The organism is Pseudomonas entomophila (assembly GCF_029478665.1).
Taxonomy (GTDB): Bacteria; Pseudomonadota; Gammaproteobacteria; order Pseudomonadales; family Pseudomonadaceae; genus Aquipseudomonas; species Aquipseudomonas entomophila_F.
In genome coordinates, this window is record NZ_JARPQB010000013.1 from 70,820 (window position 1) to 87,987 (window position 17,168).

A 17,168-nucleotide genomic window follows, 5' to 3' on the forward strand; every position below is an offset into this window, starting at 1 on the left:
ATTTGCGCCGATCATGGGGACAGTGCTGTGCTAAAACGCACAACGGCTGCGCGAAATCTCGTGTTTCCTCGGCGAAATTAATCAATAAGATGGAACGGGACAAGAATAATAATCAGGCGCGAGGTTGCACATGCCATCAGCCGATTCTGTCTACGACTACGTGGTCGTGGGTGCCGGCCCCGCCGGTTGCCTGCTGGCCAATCGTTTGTCCGCCGACCCTTCATGCCGCGTATTGCTGCTCGAGGCGGGTGGCCGCGACAACTATCCCTGGATACACATCCCAGTTGGTTACCTCTACTGCATCGGCAATCCGCGCACCGACTGGTGTTTCAAGACCGAGGCCCAGCCCGGCCTGAACGGTCGCAGCCTGGGGTATCCACGGGGCAAGGTGCTGGGGGGCTGCTCGTCGATCAACGGCATGATCTACATGCGTGGCCAGGCTGCCGACTACGACCGCTGGGCCGAGCAAGGCAACGACGGCTGGGCGTGGAAGGATGTGCTGCCATTGTTCATGGCCAGCGAGAACCACTTCGCTGGCGCCAGCGACAGCCACGGCGCCGAGGGGGAATGGCGGGTCGAACAGCAGCGCTACAGCTGGCCGATCCTCGATGCCTTCCGTGATGCCGCCGAACAGAGCGGCATCGCCAAGGTCGCCGACTTCAATACCGGCGATAACGCCGGTTGTGGATACTTCCAGGTGAACCAGCGCAGCGGTGTGCGCTGGAACTCGGCCAAGGCGTTTCTCAGGCCGGTCCTCAAGCGCCCGAACCTCACAATCCTGACCGGTGTGCAGGTTGACCAGGTGCTGCTCGACAACACCCGGGCCCGGGCGGTGAAGGCCTTGTGGCAAGGCGCCTGGCATGAGTTCGCGGCTCGCCGCGAAATCATCCTGTGTGCAGGCTCCGTCGGCTCGCCCGGCATTCTCCAGCGCTCCGGTATCGGCCCGCACAAGCTGCTCGAAGATCTGGGCATCGGTGTGCGCCACGACATGCCGGGTGTTGGTGGCAACCTACAGGACCATCTGCAATTGCGCCTGGTCTACCAGATCAGGAACACCCGAACCCTCAACCAGATGGCCAACAGCCTGTGGGGCAAGCTGGGGATGGGCCTTCGTTATGCCTATGACCGCAGTGGCCCGTTGGCCATGGCGCCTAGCCAGCTGGGTGCCTTCGCACGTTCGAGCCCCGAGCAGGCGACGGCCAACCTGCAATATCACGTGCAGCCGTTATCGTTGGACCGCTTCGGCGAACCGCTGCACCCGTTCCCGGCCTTCACCGCCTCGGTGTGCAACCTGCGCCCGGCCAGCCGTGGTCGAATCGATATCCGTTCGGCGGACATGAACAGCGCACCGCTGATCGACCCCAATTACCTCAGCGCACCCGAGGACCTGCGTGTCGCCGCCGATGCCATCCGCCTCACCCGGCGTATCGTCCAGGCCCCTGCCCTCGCCGCCTTTGCCCCACGTGAATACCTGCCTGGCCCTGCCCTGCAGAGCGAGGAGGATTTGCACCAGGCCGCCGGCCAGATCGGCACCACCATCTTCCACCCGGTGGGCACCTGCCGCATGGGCAGTGGGTCGCTGGATGTTGTGGATAACCAGCTGCGCGTTCACGGCATCCCGGGCCTGCGCGTGGCCGATGCTTCGATCATGCCGCAGATTGTCTCCGGCAATACCTGCTCACCCACGTTGATGATCGCCGAGAAGGCGGCGCAACTGATCCTCAAGGGGGCCAATACCCAGACCAATCTCAGCGACGCCAGCGCGATACCGACGCCCTGACCCGGGTGTTTGCAACAGCGGCGGCTTGTGAGCGGAAGCTGCCGGCAGTGGAACAACAAGAATAATCACTGTGGCCCACGGGCCGAGGACAGCAACGATGTCGGATTACATCCAGGAACAGGGCGCGGTGGCCAGCAGCCCCAGCCGCCGTGAAGAGCGCAAGATCATTTTCGCGTCATCCCTCGGGACGGTGTTCGAGTGGTATGACTTTTTTCTCTATGGCGCGCTGGCCGCTGTCATCAGCAAGCAGTTCTTTGCCGGCGTCAACGACACCACCGCGTTCATCTTCGCCTTGATGGCCTTCGCCGCCGGTTTTCTGGTGCGCCCGTTCGGCGCGCTGGTGTTCGGCCGGCTGGGTGACATGATCGGCCGCAAATACACCTTCCTGGTGACCATCGTGCTGATGGGGTTGTCCACCTTCGCGGTGGGCCTGTTACCGACTTATGCCAGCATTGGCATCGCTGCGCCGATCATCCTGGTCGTGCTGCGCATGCTCCAAGGCCTGGCATTGGGCGGTGAGTACGGTGGCGCGGCTACCTATGTCGCCGAGCACGCGCCCCATGGCAAGCGTGGTTTCCACACCGGCTTCATCCAGTCCACCGCCACGCTGGGCCTGCTGTTATCGCTGACCGTGGTCCTGGCCAGCCGCTATATCAGCGGTGACCAGTTCGAAACCTGGGGCTGGCGCCTGCCGTTCCTGCTGTCGATCGTGCTGCTGGCGATCTCCACCTGGATCCGCATGAGCATGCATGAGTCGCCGGCCTTCGTGAAAATGAAGGCCCAGGGCAAGGTGAGCAAGTCGCCGATCCGCGAGTCGTTCACCTCCTGGCCCAACCTCAAGGTGGTGCTCACCGCGCTGTTCAGCATCAACGCCGGGCAGGCGGTGACCTTCTACACCGCGCAGTTCTATGTGTTGTTCTTCATGACCCAGATGCTCAAGATGGACCCCGCCCAGGCCAATACGCTGCTGATCATCAGCGTGGTGATCGGCGCGCCGTTCTTCGTGTTCTTCGGCTGGCTGTCGGACCGCGTGGGGCGCAAGCCGATCCTGATGCTCGGCCTGCTGCTGGCGACGGTGCTGTACTTCCCGCTGTTCAAGGCCCTGAGCCATTACGCCAACCCGCAGATCGATGCCGCCAGCCGCCAGGCGCCGATCGTCGTCACCGCCGACCCCAAGGGCTGCACCTTCCAGTTCGACCCGGTGGGCAAGGCGCGCTTCGACAGCCCGTGCGATAAGGTCAAGACGTTCCTGGTCAAGCAGGGCTTGCCCTATAGCTCGGTGAATGTCGGCGGCAGCGAGGTGATCGTCAGCATTGGTGACAAGACCATCAATGGTTTCGACGAGACGGCCATGCGCAGCGCCATCGATGCGGCGGGTTATCCGGCCAAGGCAGACCCGGCGAACGTCAACCAGGTGATGGTGGTGGTGCTGATCGTCGCCATGATCCTGATCGCCACCATGACCTATGGGCCACTGGCGGCGGTGATGGTCGAGCTGTTCCCCACGCGTATTCGCTATACCTCGATGTCCCTGCCCTATCACATTGGTAATGGTTGGTTCGGGGGCTTCCTGCCAACGGTGTCGTTCGCGCTGGTGGTGTACACCGGGGATATCTTCTACGGGCTGTGGTACCCAGTGTTGATTACCGGGGTGAGCCTGGTGGTGGGGATCTTCTGTTTGAAAGAAACACGGGATGTGGATATCGACAAGGTGTGATTTCCGTTCGTCTGTAGGAGCCGGCCTTGTCGGCGAAGAAATCGCCACAAAATCCAAGGCACAAAAAAACCGGCGTAAAAGCCGGTTTTTTTATAGCGCGAAAAAACTTATGCACGATTTTCAGAAAAACGTCATACAGAGAAATAAATAGCTAATTCAATAACTTAGCTATGTTCTGAGACCCGTAATCCAAAAATTGCTAACAACTTATCCACAGAACGTCAGGCGTGCTGCTGCTCTGGATTTTCCGCCACTGGCGGCAGCGAACCCATGGCCCGCTGGGCCGCCTCGTTCCACGCCTGGGCACGGTCATTGAGCTCGGCAATGGCCCGTGGCCCCGTCCCTTCCGGGTACATCGGCGCGCCAATCACCACCTCGATGGTGCCCGGGCGTTTGCCCCAGCCTTCACGCGGCCAGAACTTGCCAGCGTTGTGGGCGATCGGCAGCACCGGCAGGCCGGCATTCACCGCGAGCGCGGTACCACCGCGGGAGAACTTGCCCATCTGGCCGTGAGGCACACGGGTGCCTTCGGGGAAGATCAGCACCCAGGTGCCCTGCTTGAGCAGTTCGTCACCCTGGCTGGCAACCTGGCGCAAGGCCTCCTTCGGGTTCTTCCGGTCGATGGCGATCGGCCGCAGCATGGCCATGGCCCAGCCGAAGAACGGCACGTACAGCAGCTCACGCTTGAGCACCTGGCTCAGTGGCGAGAAGTACGCCGACAGGAAGAACGTCTCCCAGGTGCTCTGGTGGTTCGACAGGATCACGCACGGCACATCAGGCACATGCTCGGCGCCGGTGATCTTGTAGTCGATCCCCAGGATCGTCTTCACCAGGAACAGCGCGCAGCGGCACCAGTACACGTTGATGAACTTGTAGCGCTTGGGGAACGGCAGGAAAGGCGCGACGAAGAAGCTCAGCGAGCACCACAGCAGCGAACTGGTGCCCAACAGCAGGTAAAAAAGAAAGATTCTGATCGCCTGCAGGATCGACATAGTGGCATGTACCGTTGCGGGGCGTGCCCGCCTAATGAAAAGTGCGCCGTTCCTGGCGCACTCATTTAAATAAGTTCTCTGGCGATGGCTGCCAGATCGTCGAAAATCAGTGTAGTTTCCGGGACGCCTTTTTCCAGGGTCCTTTCGCCCTTGCCGGTTTTTACCAACACGGGTTGTGCATCGACGGCCAGGGCCGCCTCCAGGTCACCTTTGCTGTCACCGACGAACCATACGCCGGCTAGCGGAACCTGGTAGTGCTCGGCGATCGCCCGCAGCATGCCAGGCTTGGGCTTGCGGCAATCGCAGCCTTCGTCCGGGCCATGCGGGCAATGCACGATGAAACCTACCGCGCCACCCTGCTCGGCCACCAGCGCGCGCAGGCGCGCGTGCATGGCCTCCAGCGTGGCCAGCGGGTAATAGCCGCGGGCAATGCCGGACTGGTTGGTGGCCACGGCCACCGTCCAGCCCGCCTTGCTCAACTGCGCGATGGCCTCGATCGAGCCGGGAATGGGGATCCACTCCTCCAGCGACTTGATGTAGGCGTCGGAGTCATAGTTGATCACTCCGTCTCGATCAAGAATCAGCAGTTTCAACGACTTACCCCAGCAGCGAGATATCGGCCACGCCCAGGAACAGGCCACGCAAGCGGCTGAGCAGGGCATAACGGTTGGCGCGTACCTTGGCGTCCTCGGCGTTGACCAGTACGGCCTCGAAGAAGGCGTCTACCGGGTCGCGCAGGGCGGCCAGGCGGGCCAGGGCTTCGTTGTACTGGCGTGCGGAGGCCATCGGTTGCACGGCCTGGTCGGCCTGCTGGATGGCCGAGTACAGCGAGAACTCGTTGGCGTTGTCGAAGTACTTGGGCTCGACCTGGTCGGCAATGGCGCCTTCGGCCTTGCCCAGCAGGTTCGATACGCGCTTGTTCGCCGCGGCCAGGGCATTGGCTTCCGGCAGCTTGCGGAAGGCCTGCACGGCCTGTACGCGCTGGTCGAAGTCCAGGGCCGAGCCCGGCTTCAGGGCACGCACCGACAGGTAGGTGGCAACGTCGATGCCTTCGTCTTCGTAACGCGCGCGCAGGCGGTCGAAGATGAACTCCAGCACTTGCTCGGACAGGCCGGCGGCCTTGACCTGGGTGCCGAACTGCTTGACCGCGAACTCGACCGCAACGGTCAGGTCCAGGTCCAGCTGCTTCTCGATCAGGATGCGCAGCACGCCCAGGGCGGCACGGCGCAGGGCATACGGGTCCTTGCTGCCGGTGGGCAGCATGCCGATACCGAAGATGCCGACCAGGGTGTCGAGCTTGTCGGCGATGGCCACGGCGGCACCGGTGAGGGTCTGCGGCAGCTCGGCGCCGGCACCGCGCGGCATGTACTGCTCGTTCAGCGCCAGGGCGACGTCTTGCGGCTCGCCATCGTTGAGGGCGTAGTAGTAGCCGGCGATACCCTGCATTTCAGGGAATTCACCGACCATCTCCGAGGCCAGGTCGCACTTGGACAGCAGGCCGGCACGGCCAGCGTTGGCGGCGCTGCCGCCGATGTACGGGGCAATGAAGGCGGCCAGTTTCGACACGCGCTCGGCCTTGTCGAACACGGTGCCCAGCTGAGCCTGGAACACCACGTTCTTCAGGCGCTCGTTGAAGCTTTCCAGCGGTTGCTTCTTGTCTTGCTTGAAGAAGAACTCGGCGTCGGTCAGGCGTGGGCGCACGACCTTCTCGTTGCCTTCGACGATCTGCTTCGGATCGCGGCTCTCGACGTTGGCCACGGTGATGAAGCGCGGCAGCAGCTTGCCTTCACTGTCCAGCAGGCAGAAGTACTTCTGGTTGTCCTGCATGGTGGTGATCAGGGCTTCCTGCGGCACTTCAAGGAAACGCTCCTCGAACGAGCACACCAGCGGCACCGGCCACTCGACCAGGGCGGTCACTTCGTCCAGCAGCGCCGGCGGCACGATGGCCGAGCCTTCCTGCTGCATGGCCAGTTCCGCGGTGCGCTTGCTGATCAGCTCGCGACGCTCGGCGAAGTCGGCCAGCACGTAGGCTTTGCGCAGGTCTTCGACGTAGTTGGCCGGGGTGGTGATGACCACGTTTTCCGGGTGGTGGAAGCGGTGGCCACGGGATTCACGGCCGGCTTTTTGCGCGAGGATGGTGCAGTCGACGACCTGATCGCCCAGCAGCATCACCAGCCACTGAGTCGGGCGCACGAATTCTTCACGGCTGGCGCCCCAGTGCATGCGCTTGGGGATCGGCAGGTCGTTGAGCGAGTCTTCGACGATGGTGGGCAGCAGGCTGGCGGTCGCCTTGCCCGGGATGTGCTGGGAGAAGCGCAGCTTCGGACCGCTCTGGTCGATGTCCGACAGCTCCACACCGCACTTCTTGGCAAAGCCCAGGGCGGCCTGGGTTGGCTCACCGTCCTTGAAAGCAGCCTGCATGGGCGGGCCGTCGATGTTGATGCTGCGGTCCGGCTGCTGCACGTCGAGCTGGCGCAGCAGCACGGCCAGGCGGCGCGGCGCGGCGTACACCTGCTTGCCGGTGTAGTTCAGGCCGGCGGCCTGCAGGCCTTTCTCGATGCCGGCGAGGAACGCGTCGCCCAGCGAGGCCAGGGCCTTCGGTGGCAGCTCTTCGGTGCCCAGTTCAACCAGGAAATCTTGAGCACTCATTGTGCAGCCTCCAGCTTAGCCAACACTTCGTCACGCAGTTCAGGAGAAGCCATCGGGAAGCCCAGGCGTGCGCGGGCTTGCAGGTAGCTTTGCGCCACGTCACGGGCAAGTGTGCGTACGCGCAGGATGTAGCGCTGGCGTTCGGTCACCGAGATGGCGCGGCGGGCGTCCAGCAGGTTGAAGGTGTGCGAGGCCTTCAGGACCATTTCGTAGGTCGGCAGCGGCAGGTCCAGCTTGATCAGGCGGTTCGCTTCGCTTTCGTAGAAGTCGAACAGTTCGAACAGCTTCTCGACGTTGGCGTGCTCGAAGTTGTAGGTCGACTGCTCCACTTCGTTCTGGTGGAACACGTCGCCGTAGGTGACCTTGCCGAACGGGCCGTCGGCCCATACCAGGTCGTAGACCGAGTCCACGCCCTGCAGGTACATGGCCAGGCGCTCCAGGCCGTAGGTGATTTCACCGGTGACCGGGTAGCACTCGATGCCGCCGACCTGCTGGAAGTAGGTGAACTGGGTCACCTCCATGCCGTTCAGCCAGATTTCCCAGCCCAGGCCCCAGGCGCCGAGGGTCGGCGATTCCCAGTTGTCTTCGACGAAGCGGATGTCGTGAACCAGCGGGTCCAGGCCGATGGCTTTCAGCGAGCCGAGGTACAGCTCCTGGAAGTTGGCCGGGTTTGGCTTGAGCACCACCTGGAACTGGTAGTAGTGCTGCAGGCGGTTGGGGTTTTCGCCATACCGTCCGTCGGCGGGGCGACGGCTAGGCTGCACATAGGCGGCGTTCCACGTCTCCGGGCCCACGGCGCGCAGGAAGGTGGCGGTATGGAAAGTGCCGGCGCCTACTTCCATATCGTAGGGCTGAAGCACCACACAACCTTGCTCGGCCCAGTAGTTCTGCAGGGCGAGGATCAGGTCTTGGAAGGTACGCACGGCTGGCGTAGGCTGGCTCACGAAATTCACCTGTATCTGGGGATGCGGATGTAAAGAGCGGGAGTATAACCCGATTCGCCTCGCCCTCTACGTAATTGGAGCCTTATGCCACGCTGCTTTTGGTGTTCCGACGATCCTTTGTACGAGGCCTATCACGACCACGAGTGGGGAACGCCACAGCGCGACCCGGCGTTGCTCTTCGAGATGCTTTTGCTCGAAGGGTTCCAGGCGGGGCTCTCGTGGATCACCGTATTGAAGAAACGTGAGCGCTATCGTGAGGTGCTGCACGGGTTCGACCCGGTGAAACTGGCGCGCTTGAGCGACGAGCGCATCGAGGAGTTGATGCTCGACGCCGGCATCATCCGCAATCGCCTCAAGCTCAAGGCCGTGCGCCGCAATGCCGAAGCCTGGCTGGCTGTGGATAAGCCCGCCGAGTGGCTGTGGTCGTTCGTCGGTGGGCAACCAAAGATCAACCATTTCGCCACCCGCGGCGACGTGCCGGCGGTGACCGACGAAGCCAAGGCCATGAGCAAGGCCCTGCAGAAGGCCGGCTTCACGTTCGTTGGCCCGACCATCTGCTACGCCTTCATGCAGGCCACCGGCATGGTCATGGACCACACCACCGACTGTGATCGCTACGCCGCGCTGGCGCGCTGACGGGGTACAATGCGCGCCTTGCTGAAATAAGGAATTCGCCTGTGGAAAAGTTCAAGGGCGCCCTGATGGTCGGGGTGCTGCGCCTGTTTGCCAAGCTGCCCTGGGGCGCTGTGCAGCGCGTCGGCGCCGGTATCGGCTGGCTGATGTGGAAAATCCCCAATGGCTCGCGCAATGTCGTGCGCATCAACCTGGCCAAGTGTTTCCCGGAGATGGACCCGGCCGAGCGTGAGCAACTGGTCGGCCGTGCGTTGAAGGATATCGGCAAGTCGTTCGTCGAGAGCGCCTGCGCCTGGATCTGGCCACCGCAGCGCTCGCTGGACCTGGTCAAGGAAGTGCACGGCCTGGAAGTGCTGGAACAGGCCCTGGCCTCGGGCAAGGGCGTGGTGGGCATCACCAGCCACCTGGGCAACTGGGAAGTGCTCAACCACTTCTATTGCAACCAGTGCAAACCGATCATCTTCTACCGCCCGCCCAAGCTGAAGGCGGTGGATGACCTGTTGCGCGAGCAGCGCGTGCAGATGGGCAACCGCGTGGCGCCTTCGACCAAGGAAGGCATTCTCAGCGTGATCAAGGAAGTGCGTCGGGGTGGCCAGGTGGGAATTCCGGCCGACCCGGAGCCGGCGGAGTCGGCGGGGGTGTTCGTGCCGTTCCTGGGGACCCAGGCGCTGACCAGCAAGTTCGTGCCGAACATGTTGGCGGGCGGCAAGGCGGTCGGGGTGTTCCTGCATGCCCTGCGGCTGCCGGATGGCTCGGGCTTCAAGGTGTTCCTCGAGGCGGCGCCGGAGGAGATGTACAGCGAGGATGTGACGGTGGCGGCGGCGGCCATGAGCAAGGTGGTCGAGCGTTATGTGCGCGAGTACCCGAGCCAGTACATGTGGAGCATGAAGCGTTTCAAGAAGCGCCCGGCTGGAGAGGCTCGCTGGTATTGAGATCGCATTCGCCAGCAAGGCTGGCTCCTACAGGGTACGCATTTCCTGTAGGAGCCAGCCTTGCTGGCGAACAGGCCTCAAAGCTTGTTCAGCTTCTTCAGAAACACCGCCATCTCTTTCTCGGCCTGCTTGTCGCCATGGGCCTGCGCCGCGACGATCCCTTCTTCCCAGGCCTTGCGCGCCCCAGCCAGATCGCCGCTGAGCTGATACGCCTTCCCCAAGAGCTTCCACGCCGCCGAGTACTTCGGATCCTGCTTAACACAGGCAGCCAGGTGCAGCGCCGCTTCAGCGCCATTACCTTCGTCCAGCCAGGCCTTGCCCAGCCCGAACCGCAGCAGCGGGTTATCCACACCCTTGGCTAGCATCTTCTCCAGCGATTCACGCATCACGTCTCTCCCTAGAAGAAACTCAGGCCCACGTGGAACAGTTTCTCCACGTCCCGAATCTGCTTTTTATCCACAACGAACAGGATCACATGGTCGCCCGAGGCGATCACCGTGTCGTCGTGGGCGATCAGCACTTCCTCGTCGCGAATGATCGCGCCGATGGTGGTGCCTGGCGGCAGCGAGATGTCCTCGATGGCCTTGCCCACCACCTTGCTCGACTTCGAATCGCCATGGGCCACCGCCTCGATGGCCTCGGCCGCGCCCCGGCGCAGCGAGTGCACGCTGACGATATCGCCGCGACGCACGTGGGCCAGCAGGGTGCCGATGGTGGCCAGCTGAGGGCTGATGGCGATGTCGATCTCGCCGCCCTGCACCAGGTCGACGTAGGCCGGGTTGTTGATGATGGTCATCACCTTGCGCGCGCCCAGGCGCTTGGCCAGCAGCGACGACATGATGTTGGCCTCGTCGTCGTTGGTCAGGGCCAGGAAAATGTCGGCGTCGGCGATGTTTTCTTCGAGCATCAGGTCTCGATCGGAGGCGCTGCCCTGCAGCACCACGGTGCTCTCCAGCGTTTCGGAGAGGTGGCGGCAGCGCGTCGGGTTCATCTCGATGATCTTCACCTGGTAGCGGCTTTCGATGGCCTCGGCCAGGCGCTCGCCGATCTGCCCGCCACCGGCGATGACCACGCGCTTGTTGGTCTCGTCGATACGCCGCAGCTCGCCCATCACCGCGCGGATATCCTTCTTCGCGGCGATGAAGAACACTTCGTCGTCGGCCTCGATCACCGTGTCGCCCTGCGGGGTGATCGGCCGGTCGCGGCGGAAGATCGCCGCCACGCGGGTGTCGACATTGGGCATGTGGGCGCGAATCTGGCGCAGTTGCTGGCCCACCAACGGGCCACCGTAGTAAGCCCTGACCGCCACCAGCTGGGCCTTGCCCTCGGCGAAGTCGATCACCTGCAGCGAACCTGGGTGTTCGATCAGGCGCTTGATGTAGTTGGTCACCACCTGCTCGGGGCTGATCAGCACGTCCACCGGGATGTGGTCGTTGTCGAACAGCTCTTCGCGGGTGAGGTAGGCTGACTCGCGCACCCGGGCGATCTTGGTCGGGGTGTGGAACAGCGAGTAGGCGACCTGGCAGGCGACCATGTTGGTCTCGTCGCTGTTGGTCACCGCCACCAGCATGTCGGCGTCGTCGGCGCCGGCCTGGCGCAGCACCGTCGGCAGCGAGGCGCGGCCCTGCACGGTGCGGATGTCCAGGCGGTCGCCCAGGTCGCGCAGGCGCTCGCTGTCGGTGTCGACCACGGTGATATCGTTGGCTTCGCTGGCCAGGTGCTCCGCCAGCGTGCCGCCCACCTGCCCTGCGCCGAGGATGATGATCTTCATCCGCTACTCCCTACCCTTTTTGTTCTTACCCGCGCGAAGCGGCGATCTTGATCAGTTTGGCGTAATAGAAACCATCGTGGCCGCCTTCCTGGGCCAGCAGCTGGCGCCCGTGGGGCTGGCGCAGGCCGGCCTCGGTGGCCAGGTCCAGCTCGCGGGCGCCGGGGGTGCGGGCGAGGAAGGCGTCGATCACTTCGGTGTTCTCGGTCGGCAGGCTCGAGCAGGTGGCGTAGAGCAACATGCCGCCCACTTCCAGGGTCGGCCACAGGGCATCGAGCAGCTCGCCTTGCAGCGTGGCCAGGGCCGGGATGTCCTCGGCCTGGCGGGTCAGCTTGATGTCCGGGTGACGGCGGATCACACCGGTGGCCGAGCACGGCGCGTCGAGCAGGATGCGCTGGAATGGCTTGCCGTCCCACCAGCTGGCGGTGTCACGGGCGTCGCAGGCGATCAGTTCGGCGTCGAGCTTCAGGCGGTCGAGGTTTTCGCGCACGCGGGTCAGGCGCTTGGCTTCCAGGTCGATGGCGACCATGTGGGCCAGGCCGGGCTCGGCTTCCAGCAAGTGGCAGGTCTTGCCGCCCGGGGCGCAGCAGGCGTCGAGCACGCGCTGGCCGGGGGCCAGTTCCAGCAGGTCGGCGGACAGCTGCGCGGCTTCGTCCTGCACGCTCACCCAACCGTCGGCGAAGCCCGGCAGGCCGCGCACGTCGCAGGCCTCGGCGAGGACGATGCCGTCACGGCTGAACTGGCAGGCGCTGGCCTGGATGCCGGCCTCGGCCAGCAGCGACAGGTAGGCGTCGCGGCTGTGATGGCGGCGGTTGACCCGCAGGATCATCGGTGGGTGGGCGTTGTTGGCGGCGCAGATGGCTTCCCACTGCTCCGGCCAGAAGGCTTTCAGCGACTTCTGCAGCCAGCGCGGATGGGCGGTACGCACTACCGGGTCGCGTTCCATGCTGGCGAGCAGTTCCTCGCCTTCACGCTGGGCGCGGCGCAGCACGGCGTTGAGCAGGCCCTTGGCCCAGGGCTTCTTGAGCTTGTCGGCGCAGCCGACGGTTTCGCCGAGGGCGGCGTGTGCCGGGATGCGCGTGTAGAACAGCTGATACAGGCCGACCAGCAGCAGCGCCTGCACATCGGCATCGGCGGCCTTGAATGGCTTCTGCAGCAGTTGTGCGGCCAGCAGGTCCAGACGCGGCTGCCAGCGGGCAGTGCCGAAGGCCAGGTCTTGCGTGAGGCCACGGTCGCGCTCGTCGACCTTGTCCAGTTGCGCCGGCAGCGAGCTGTTCAGCGAAGCCTTGCCGCTGAGCACGGCGGCAAGGGCACGGGCGGCGGCCAGGCGTGGGTTCATTGGCCGAGCACCTTGCCACCGGCGAACTTCTCGCGGCGGCTGTTGAACAGGTCGCTGAAGGCCAGGGCCTTGCCGCCGGGCAGTTGCAGGCGGGTCAGGCTCAGGGCGCCATCACCGCAGGCGACGACCAGGCCGTCCTTGCTGGCGGAGAGGATCTCACCAGGGGTGCCCTTGCCTGTGGACAAGTTGGCGGCCAGCACCTTCACGCTTTCGCCGTCGAGGGTGCTGTGGCACACCGGCCAGGGATTGAAGGCACGGATCAGGCGTTCCAGCTCGACGGCCGGGCGGCTCCAGTCGATGCGCGCCTCGTCCTTGTTCAGCTTGTGTGCATAAGTGGCCAGGGCATCGTCCTGGATTTCACCTTGCAGGCTGCCATCGGCCAGGCCGGCAATGGCCTGCACCACGGCGCCCGGGCCCATGGCGGCGAGGCGGTCGTGCAAGGTGCCGCCGGTGTCCTCGGCGCTGATCGGGGTGATCACCTTGAGCAGCATCGGGCCGGTATCCAGGCCCGCTTCCATACGCATCACGGTGACGCCGCTCTCGGCGTCGCCGGCTTCCACGGCACGCTGGATCGGTGCCGCACCGCGCCAGCGCGGCAGCAGGGAGGCATGGCTGTTGATGCAACCCAGACGCGGTATGTCGAGCACCACCTGGGGCAGGATCAGGCCGTAGGCAACCACCACCATCAGGTCCGGCTTGAGCGCGGCAAGTTCGGCTTGAGCCTCGGGGTTGCGCAGGGTCTGCGGCTGGTACACCGGGATGTCATGGGCCACGGCCAGCGCCTTCACTGCGCTCGGCATGAGCTTCTGGCCACGGCCGGCCGGGCGATCGGGCTGGGTGTAGACGGCCACGATCTCGTACGGGCTGTCGAGCAGGGCCTTGAGGTGTTCGGCGGCAAACTCTGGAGTGCCTGCGAAGACGATGCGCATGGAGTTCTCGCTTCCTTGAAAAAGAAAAAGGCTTGCCGGAGCAAGCCTTCTGGAAGGTGGGGATCAGGCTTGCTGGCGGTGCTGCTTTTCCAGCTTCTTCTTGATCCGGTCGCGTTTGAGCTGGGACAGGTAGTCGACAAACAGCTTGCCGTTGAGGTGGTCGAACTCGTGCTGCACGCACACGGCCAGCAGGCCTTCGGCTTCGAGCTCATAGGGCTTGCCGTCGCGGTCCTGGGCCTTGACCCGTACGCGCAACGGGCGGTCTACGTTCTCGTAGAAGCCGGGCACCGACAGGCAGCCTTCCTGGTACTGGCCCATGTCGTGGGTCAGCTCCTCGACCGTGGGGTTGATGAAGACGCGCGGTTCGCTGCGGTCTTCACTCAGGTCCATCACCACGACCTGCTTGTGCACGTTGACCTGGGTGGCCGCCAGGCCGATGCCAGGGGCTTCGTACATGGTCTCGAACATGTCGTCGATCAGCTGGCGCAGGGCGTCGTCGAACGCCGTTACCGGTTTGGCAATGGTGCGCAGGCGCGGATCGGGGAATTCGAGAATGTTCAAGATGGCCATAGGGGTCAGGCAGTCACTGTGCGGTCGGTTGAAAACTGAGCACACATAATAAAGGGAAATGGGGCGTTCGGCACCTGTGAAGCTTGGCTAGGGTGTGAATGGGCGCTGGAAAGCCCATTCCATGGACAGCTTGTCAAAGTATTATCAACAAAGTTATCCACAGGTTGTGCCACGCCGTTGGCCCCTGTCGATCAAGGATGATCCCCTATGACCGAACTCCGTTCGTCGCCTTGTTCGCCTGCCGAACTCGAGGCGCGGTTGCGTCTGCATCGCCTTCCCGATGCCGGGCTGCGTCGTTTTCACACCCTCATCGAAGCCTTCGGCAGCGCCTCGTCGGCGCTCAGTGCGCCAGCCAGTGCCTGGCGTGCGTTGGGGCTGCCGGCAGCCAGTATCGATGCCCGGCGCAGCCCAGAAGTACGTGATGGGGCATTGGCCGCAATGGCCTGGCTAGAGCGGCCGGGCCAGCATTTACTGATGTGGGACGGGCCTGGCTACCCGGCGTTGCTGGCCGAGATAGATGATCCGCCGCCCTTGCTGTTCGTCGCTGGAGACCCCGCTTTGCTCGAGCGACCGCAGCTTGCGATTGTGGGCAGCAGGCGTGCTTCACCTCCGGCGCTGGATACGGCGGGCGCGTTTTCCCGTTGTCTTTCCCAGGCCGGGTTCACCATCACCAGCGGGCTGGCGCTGGGCGTCGACGGTGCCGCTCATCGGGCCGCGCTGAAGGCCGGTGGGCACACGATCGGGGTGCTGGGCACGGGTTTGCAAAAATGTTATCCACAGCGCCACCGTGACTTGGCCAGGATGATGATCGATAGCGGTAGCGCGCTGGTTTCCGAGTACCCGCTGGACGCCGGGCCGCTGGCGGGCAACTTCCCACGGCGCAATCGGATCATCAGTGGCTTGTCGCTGGGTGTACTGGTGGTCGAGGCCAGCCTGGCCAGCGGTTCGTTGATCACGGCGCGGCTCGCCGCCGAACAGGGGCGGGAGGTGTACGCGATTCCTGGCTCCATCCACCACCCCGGCGCCAAAGGCTGCCACCAGTTGATCCGCGATGGTGCTTTGCTGGTGGAAAGCGTGGAGCAGATCCTGGACAGCCTGGGCGGCTGGCAGAACCTGCCGCCCGCTGTTGTGGATAAACCCGGCCACCCCCTACTCGCCCTGCTCCACGCCGCGCCCCAGACCAGCGAGGGCCTGGCCCACAGCAGCGGCCTGCCGCTGGCCCAGGTGCTGGCCAGCCTGACCGAGCTGGAGCTCGAAGGCCAGGTCAGCAATGAAGCCGGGCGTTGGTTTGCCCGTGCCGGCTAAGTACACTGCGCGCACGGCGTTTATGCGGAGAGACGGAAAATGGTGAGCAGTTGGCGTGTGCAACAAGCCGCGCGCGAGGTGAAGGCGGGTGCGGTGATCGCCTACCCGACGGAAGCGGTCTGGGGCCTGGGCTGCGACCCGTGGAACGAGGACGCGGTGTACCGCCTGCTGGCGCTCAAGTCGCGGCCTGTGGATAAAGGGCTGATCCTGATCGCCGACAACATCCGCCAGTTCGACTTTCTGTTCGAGGATTTCCCCCAGGACTGGATCGACCGCATGAGCGCCACCTGGCCGGGGCCGAATACCTGGCTGGTGCCGCACCAGGACCTGTTGCCCGAATGGGTGACCGGGCAGCACGACACCGTGGCGCTGCGGGTCAGTGATCATCCACAGGTGCGTGAGTTGTGCGCGCTGGTCGGGCCGTTGATCTCCACCTCGTGCAACCCAGCCGGGCGGCCGGCGGCCAAGAGCCGGCTGCGGGTGGAGCAGTATTTCCACAATGAGCTGGACATGGTGCTGGGTGGGGCGCTGGGTGGGCGGAAGAACCCGAGCCTGATTCGCGACCTGGTGACCGGTGAGGTTGTGCGCCCGGGCTGATGCCGCTGGCGAGGGCTTCGCCCTCGTTTCGCGACACAAGGCCGCTCCTACAGGCAATCGCGATCCCCTGTAGGAGCGGCCTTGTGCCGCGAAAGGGCCGCAAAGCGGCCCCAGAATTCCCGCCGATTTTTCTGATTTCCACCCAGATGGCTGCCCATTCTGATTTCAGAGAAATATCCTACGCAGCCTGTCGACCGCCATTACCTTCTCAGTGGGAACTCCTGCCTCTAGGCTCCAGACCGTCGCCGAATAACTTGGCGATCGGGTGTGGTAACCCGGTAGTTCTGGAGCACTGCAGCCTATGGCGGCTGTGCGCGGGAGGCTTTTGCCTGCCGGAAGTGCCTCCAGTCCGGTTTACCACTCCGCGTACAGCTGCCACCCAACCGTGTGGTAACGGGCAGGTGTCAGCTCCAGTTCTGGAGCAAACCATGAAGAAAATTGTCCCCGATCCACCACTCCCCAACACCACAACCCACCCCTTCGGCCGCTGCGACGCCGGCCACCCACCGCTCTTCACCGTAAACCCCAACATCGAAGCCCACGACGCCCTGGTACACGTCGCGCTCTACCTGCGCTGTGCCTATGACACCGGCATCAAGGCCCTCGACCACCTGCGCGACGAGGGGCGTGGCATGTACTGGTCGAGCCTGCATTCGCTGGAAATGGCGGAGGGGTTGGTAGAGGCGATGCTCGATGGCATCGAGTCGGCGCCAGCACCTGGGAATTCCCGGCAGGGCGGTTGATCGCGTGTTGGCGGGCAAGTGCAGGGCGATAGTTTTGTAGTGCTCTTGAGATCGAGCGCCGCCCGCGCGGCGCATCGCGGATGAATCCGCTCCTACATCTGTTGCAACGTGCCGCACCTGTAAGGCCATGGTTGCCAGCCTTGGCGCATGGCGTGAGCCTGGCGGGGCGGCGGCAGCGCCAGCCGAAAAACCGCGTCGTACCAACAAGGCGAACAACCATGGCCTATCGGTCATGGCCACGTTGCAACAAATGTAGGAGCGGATTCATCC

General features: G+C 64.0%; 16 protein-coding genes. 7 read left to right on the forward strand and 9 right to left on the reverse strand.

Going from position 1 to position 17,168, the window contains the following annotated elements:
• Nucleotides 1-130: 130 nt before the first annotated feature.
• Together P5705_RS08980 and P5705_RS08985 are read left to right on the forward strand one after the other, a co-directional pair.
• Entirely contained in the window at nucleotides 131-1,780 is a 1,650-nt protein-coding gene (locus P5705_RS08980) for a GMC family oxidoreductase (protein WP_277460479.1), read from the forward strand.
• A gap of 97 nt (nucleotides 1,781-1,877) precedes the next feature.
• A complete protein-coding gene (locus tag P5705_RS08985; protein ID WP_277460480.1) occupies nucleotides 1,878-3,497 on the forward strand; it encodes an MFS transporter in 1,620 nt (539 codons plus the stop codon).
• 221 nt (nucleotides 3,498-3,718) lie between these two features.
• Here the strand turns inward: P5705_RS08985 and P5705_RS08990 are convergent, their stop codons facing one another.
• The 4 genes from P5705_RS08990 to glyQ form a co-directional block, all read right to left on the reverse strand.
• The gene (locus P5705_RS08990) at nucleotides 3,719-4,489 is read right to left on the reverse strand and encodes a lysophospholipid acyltransferase family protein (RefSeq protein ID WP_011531470.1); all 771 of its coding nucleotides are present in this window, start codon (nucleotides 4,487-4,489) and stop codon (nucleotides 3,719-3,721) included.
• 65 nt (nucleotides 4,490-4,554) lie between these two features.
• The gene (gene gmhB, locus P5705_RS08995; RefSeq protein WP_277460481.1) at nucleotides 4,555-5,082 is read right to left on the reverse strand and encodes a D-glycero-beta-D-manno-heptose 1,7-bisphosphate 7-phosphatase; all 528 of its coding nucleotides are present in this window, start codon (nucleotides 5,080-5,082) and stop codon (nucleotides 4,555-4,557) included.
• A gap of 4 nt (nucleotides 5,083-5,086) precedes the next feature.
• Entirely contained in the window at nucleotides 5,087-7,138 is a 2,052-nt protein-coding gene (glyS, locus tag P5705_RS09000; RefSeq protein WP_277460482.1) for a glycine--tRNA ligase subunit beta, read from the reverse strand.
• Entirely contained in the window at nucleotides 7,135-8,082 is a 948-nt protein-coding gene (glyQ, locus tag P5705_RS09005) for a glycine--tRNA ligase subunit alpha (RefSeq protein WP_011531473.1), read from the reverse strand. Before glyQ ends, glyS begins: the two co-directional genes overlap by 4 nt.
• A gap of 84 nt (nucleotides 8,083-8,166) precedes the next feature.
• On the opposite strand from glyQ, the gene P5705_RS09010 reads away from it, so the two are divergent.
• Nucleotides 8,167-8,718, forward strand: coding sequence for a DNA-3-methyladenine glycosylase I (locus tag P5705_RS09010; protein WP_277460483.1), 552 nt, complete (start codon nucleotides 8,167-8,169; stop codon nucleotides 8,716-8,718).
• 41 nt (nucleotides 8,719-8,759) lie between these two features.
• Entirely contained in the window at nucleotides 8,760-9,647 is an 888-nt protein-coding gene (locus P5705_RS09015; RefSeq protein ID WP_252089915.1) for a lysophospholipid acyltransferase, read from the forward strand.
• A gap of 77 nt (nucleotides 9,648-9,724) precedes the next feature.
• On the opposite strand, the gene P5705_RS09020 is transcribed toward P5705_RS09015, so the two are convergent.
• From P5705_RS09020 to def, 5 genes are all read right to left on the reverse strand, one after another.
• Nucleotides 9,725-10,033 (reverse strand): tetratricopeptide repeat protein, encoded by a 309-nt coding sequence (locus P5705_RS09020; RefSeq protein WP_277460484.1) that lies wholly within the window; start codon nucleotides 10,031-10,033, stop codon nucleotides 9,725-9,727.
• A gap of 11 nt (nucleotides 10,034-10,044) precedes the next feature.
• On the reverse strand, nucleotides 10,045-11,418 hold the full coding sequence (trkA, locus tag P5705_RS09025; protein ID WP_240064163.1) for a Trk system potassium transporter TrkA: 1,374 nt from the start codon (nucleotides 11,416-11,418) through the stop codon (nucleotides 10,045-10,047).
• Between the two features lie 25 nt (nucleotides 11,419-11,443).
• On the reverse strand, nucleotides 11,444-12,754 hold the full coding sequence (gene rsmB, locus P5705_RS09030) for a 16S rRNA (cytosine(967)-C(5))-methyltransferase RsmB (RefSeq protein ID WP_277460485.1): 1,311 nt from the start codon (nucleotides 12,752-12,754) through the stop codon (nucleotides 11,444-11,446).
• Nucleotides 12,751-13,683 carry a methionyl-tRNA formyltransferase gene (gene fmt / locus P5705_RS09035; protein WP_277460487.1) on the reverse strand — a complete coding sequence of 311 codons (933 nt, stop codon included), beginning with the start codon at nucleotides 13,681-13,683 and terminating at the stop codon, nucleotides 12,751-12,753. Before fmt ends, rsmB begins: the two co-directional genes overlap by 4 nt.
• Before the next feature lie 63 nt (nucleotides 13,684-13,746).
• Nucleotides 13,747-14,253, reverse strand: coding sequence for a peptide deformylase (gene def / locus P5705_RS09040; protein ID WP_277460489.1), 507 nt, complete (start codon nucleotides 14,251-14,253; stop codon nucleotides 13,747-13,749).
• A 207-nt stretch (nucleotides 14,254-14,460) separates the two neighbouring features.
• Here def and dprA point away from each other — a divergent pair, with 207 nt between their 5' ends.
• From dprA to P5705_RS09055, 3 genes are all read left to right on the forward strand, one after another.
• Nucleotides 14,461-15,558, forward strand: coding sequence for a DNA-processing protein DprA (gene dprA / locus P5705_RS09045; protein WP_277460490.1), 1,098 nt, complete (start codon nucleotides 14,461-14,463; stop codon nucleotides 15,556-15,558).
• A 39-nt stretch (nucleotides 15,559-15,597) separates the two neighbouring features.
• On the forward strand, nucleotides 15,598-16,155 hold the full coding sequence (locus tag P5705_RS09050; RefSeq protein WP_213658994.1) for an L-threonylcarbamoyladenylate synthase: 558 nt from the start codon (nucleotides 15,598-15,600) through the stop codon (nucleotides 16,153-16,155).
• A gap of 428 nt (nucleotides 16,156-16,583) precedes the next feature.
• Complete coding sequence (locus P5705_RS09055; RefSeq protein WP_277460491.1) at nucleotides 16,584-16,898, forward strand: hypothetical protein; 315 nt, start codon at nucleotides 16,584-16,586, stop codon at nucleotides 16,896-16,898.
• The last annotated feature ends 270 nt before the right edge of the window (nucleotides 16,899-17,168 follow it).

What these genes read in the sequence shown, in the direction of transcription:
- P5705_RS08980 (WP_277460479.1), top strand. Translation starts at nt 131, where the DNA reads ATGCCATCAGCCGATTCTGTCTACGACTACGTGGTCGTGGGTGCCGGC.
- P5705_RS08985 (WP_277460480.1), top strand. Translation starts at nt 1,878, where the DNA reads ATGTCGGATTACATCCAGGAACAGGGCGCGGTGGCCAGCAGCCCCAGC.
- P5705_RS08990 (WP_011531470.1), bottom strand. Translation starts at nt 4,489, where the DNA reads ATGTCGATCCTGCAGGCGATCAGAATCTTTCTTTTTTACCTGCTGTTG.
- glyS (WP_277460482.1), bottom strand. Translation starts at nt 7,138, where the DNA reads ATGAGTGCTCAAGATTTCCTGGTTGAACTGGGCACCGAAGAGCTGCCA.
- P5705_RS09010 (WP_277460483.1), top strand. Translation starts at nt 8,167, where the DNA reads ATGCCACGCTGCTTTTGGTGTTCCGACGATCCTTTGTACGAGGCCTAT.
- P5705_RS09020 (WP_277460484.1), bottom strand. Translation starts at nt 10,033, where the DNA reads ATGCGTGAATCGCTGGAGAAGATGCTAGCCAAGGGTGTGGATAACCCG.
- trkA (WP_240064163.1), bottom strand. Translation starts at nt 11,418, where the DNA reads ATGAAGATCATCATCCTCGGCGCAGGGCAGGTGGGCGGCACGCTGGCG.
- rsmB (WP_277460485.1), bottom strand. Translation starts at nt 12,754, where the DNA reads ATGAACCCACGCCTGGCCGCCGCCCGTGCCCTTGCCGCCGTGCTCAGC.
- fmt (WP_277460487.1), bottom strand. Translation starts at nt 13,683, where the DNA reads ATGCGCATCGTCTTCGCAGGCACTCCAGAGTTTGCCGCCGAACACCTC.
- def (WP_277460489.1), bottom strand. Translation starts at nt 14,253, where the DNA reads ATGGCCATCTTGAACATTCTCGAATTCCCCGATCCGCGCCTGCGCACC.
- dprA (WP_277460490.1), top strand. Translation starts at nt 14,461, where the DNA reads ATGACCGAACTCCGTTCGTCGCCTTGTTCGCCTGCCGAACTCGAGGCG.
- P5705_RS09050 (WP_213658994.1), top strand. Translation starts at nt 15,598, where the DNA reads ATGGTGAGCAGTTGGCGTGTGCAACAAGCCGCGCGCGAGGTGAAGGCG.
- P5705_RS09055 (WP_277460491.1), top strand. Translation starts at nt 16,584, where the DNA reads ATGAAGAAAATTGTCCCCGATCCACCACTCCCCAACACCACAACCCAC.